A 2592-nucleotide genomic window follows, 5' to 3' on the forward strand; every position below is an offset into this window, starting at 1 on the left:
TGAACCTGCTGCGTGCCTTCGCCAAGGGCGGCTACGCCAGCGTCGAGAACGTGCATCGCTGGATGCTGCAGTCGGTCAGCGACTCGCCGCAGTCGAAGGCCTATGCGGATCTCGCCGATCGCGTCTCCGGCGCGCTCGATTTCATGCGCGCCTGCGGCCTGACCTTTGCGGTGGATTCCTCGCTCGGCACCACCGATTTCTACACCAGCCACGAAGCGCTGCTGCTCGGCTACGAGCAGGCGATGACTCGCGTCGACTCGACCACCGGCGATTGGTACGCGACCAGCGGCCACATGCTGTGGATCGGCGATCGCACTCGTCAGCTCGATCACGCCCATGTCGAGTACTTCCGCGGCATCAAGAATCCGATCGGCCTGAAGTGCGGTCCGTCGCTGAAGACCGACGAACTGCTCAAGCTGATCGACATCCTCAATCCCGACAACGAGCCGGGGCGGTTGACGCTGATCGGCCGGTTCGGCGCCGACAAGATCGGCGAGCATCTGCCGGCGATGGTCCGCGCGGTGCAGCGCGAGGGCCGCACCGTGGTGTGGTCGTGCGATCCGATGCACGGCAACACCATCACCTCGAACTCCGGCTACAAGACCCGGCCGTTCGACCGCATCCTGTCGGAAGTCCGGTCGTTCTTCGCGGTCCACGCCGCGGAGGGGACGCATGCCGGCGGCGTGCATCTGGAAATGACCGGCCAGAATGTCACCGAGTGCCTCGGCGGCGCCCGCGCCATCACCGACGAAGACCTCAACAACCGCTATCACACCGCCTGCGATCCGCGGCTCAACGCCGAACAGTCGATCGACATGGCGTTCCTGATCGCGGATCTGCTCAAGCAGGGCCGAGCCGGCAAGGCCAGCCCGCTGCAGGCGGCGGCCGGGCTTTAACGCAACCTCTCCACCGTCATGGCCGGGCTCGTCCCGGCCATCCACGCCTTTCTAGGTAAGCTATCCGAGACGGGATGCCCGCGGCACGCGCGGGCGTGACGACACATAGAGGCTGTGGATCACGTGCTGAGGTTCTGGCGGGCGACGATCAATTCGTGGCGCGGACTGAAATTCGCGACCCGCTCCGAGCAGGCGATCCGCGAAGAACTGGTCGCGCTGGTGCTCGCCGTTCCGGCCGCCTGGCTGATCGGCACCACTGCGGCACGCCGCGTCGAACTCATTGCGGTGGTCGCACTGGTGATCGTGGTCGAACTGCTCAATACCGCGATCGAGAAGCTGAGCGACCGGCTCACCACGGAACATGATCCGCAGATCGGCCGGGTCAAGGACATGGGCTCCGCAGCCGTCGGCGTCGCGCTGGGAATCGCCGGCCTGTTCTGGCTGTTCGCGCTCGCCGAGCGGATCGGGCTGCTCTGACCGGCCGATTGCGAAGCCTGCCGGCTGTCGCTACATCTCGGCTATGACCGAAAATGCCGCCCGCCTGACGATCTCGCTCGCCCAGCTCAACCCGACGGTCGGCGATATCGCCGGCAATGCCGACAAGGCGCGCGCGGCGCGCCGACGCGCGGCGGCCGATGGTGCCGATCTCATCGTCTATCCGGAACTGTTCATCGCCGGCTACCCGCCGGAAGATCTGGTGCTGAAGCCGGCGTTCCAGGCCGCCTGCCGCGCTGCGATCGAGGATCTGGCGCGCGAAACCGCCGACGGCGGGCCGGCGATGCTGATCGGCTCGCCCTGGGTCGATAACGGCAAGCTGTACAATGCCTGCGCGCTGCTCGACGGCGGCCGGATCGCTGCGATCCGCTATAAGGTCAATCTGCCGAACTACGGCGTGTTCGACGAGAAGCGGGTGTTCGCCCGCGGGCCGGTGTCGGGTCCGGTGACGATCCGCGGCGTCCGGATCGGCGTGCCGATCTGCGAAGACACCTGGCTCGAAGAATCCGAAGACTACGAGAACGTGGTGGAGTGCCTCGCCGAAACCGGTGCGGAACTGCTGGTCGTTCCGAACGGCTCGCCTTACGCGCGCGGCAAGAACGACATGCGGATGTCGGTGTCGGTGGCGCGCGTCACCGAGAGCGATCTGCCGCTGGTCTATGTCAATCAGGTCGGCGGCCAGGACGAACTGGTGTTCGACGGTGCGTCGTTCGTGCTCAACGCCGACCGCACATTGGCGGCGCAGCTGCCCGGCTTCGTCGTCAGGGGCGCGGCGGGCTGGCGCTGCGACGGCCCGGTCGCGCCGGTGATCGAAGGCGACGAGGCGGACTACGCGGCCTGCGTGCTGGGCCTGCGCGACTACGTCCGCAAGAACGGCTTCCCCGGCGTGCTGCTCGGTATCTCCGGCGGCATCGACTCGGCGCTGTGCGCGGCGATCGCGGTCGATGCGCTCGGCGCCGACAAGGTTCGCGGCGTGATGCTGCCGTTCCGCTACACTGCGCAGATCTCGCTCGAGGACGCTGGCCGCCTCGCGAGCGCGCTCGGCTTCGGCTACGAGGTGCTGCCGATCGCGCAAGCCGTCGAAGGCTTCGAGGCGATCCTCGCGAAGCCGTTTGCGGGCCTGGAGCGCGACATCACCGAGGAGAACCTGCAGGCGCGCACCCGCGGCACGCTGTTGATGGCGATCTCCAACAAGACCGGC

General features: G+C 67.2%; 3 protein-coding genes. All 3 read left to right on the forward strand.

The window, feature by feature from the left end:
• Positions 1–896, forward strand: an 896-nt coding sequence (locus DYI24_RS24840) for a 3-deoxy-7-phosphoheptulonate synthase (RefSeq protein WP_164574222.1), incomplete at its 5' end; no start/stop codon positions are given.
• A 123-nt stretch (positions 897–1019) separates the two neighbouring features.
• Positions 1020–1373 carry a diacylglycerol kinase gene (locus tag DYI24_RS24845; protein ID WP_107346536.1) on the forward strand — a complete coding sequence of 118 codons (354 nt, stop codon included), beginning with the start codon at positions 1020–1022 and terminating at the stop codon, positions 1371–1373.
• A gap of 43 nt (positions 1374–1416) precedes the next feature.
• The coding region (locus DYI24_RS24850; protein WP_164574223.1) for an NAD+ synthase at positions 1417–2592 on the forward strand (1176 nt) is incomplete at its 3' end.

It is taken from the genome of Rhodopseudomonas sp. BR0C11 (assembly GCF_010820945.1).
GTDB classification, from domain to species: domain Bacteria; phylum Pseudomonadota; class Alphaproteobacteria; order Rhizobiales; family Xanthobacteraceae; genus Rhodopseudomonas; species Rhodopseudomonas palustris_H.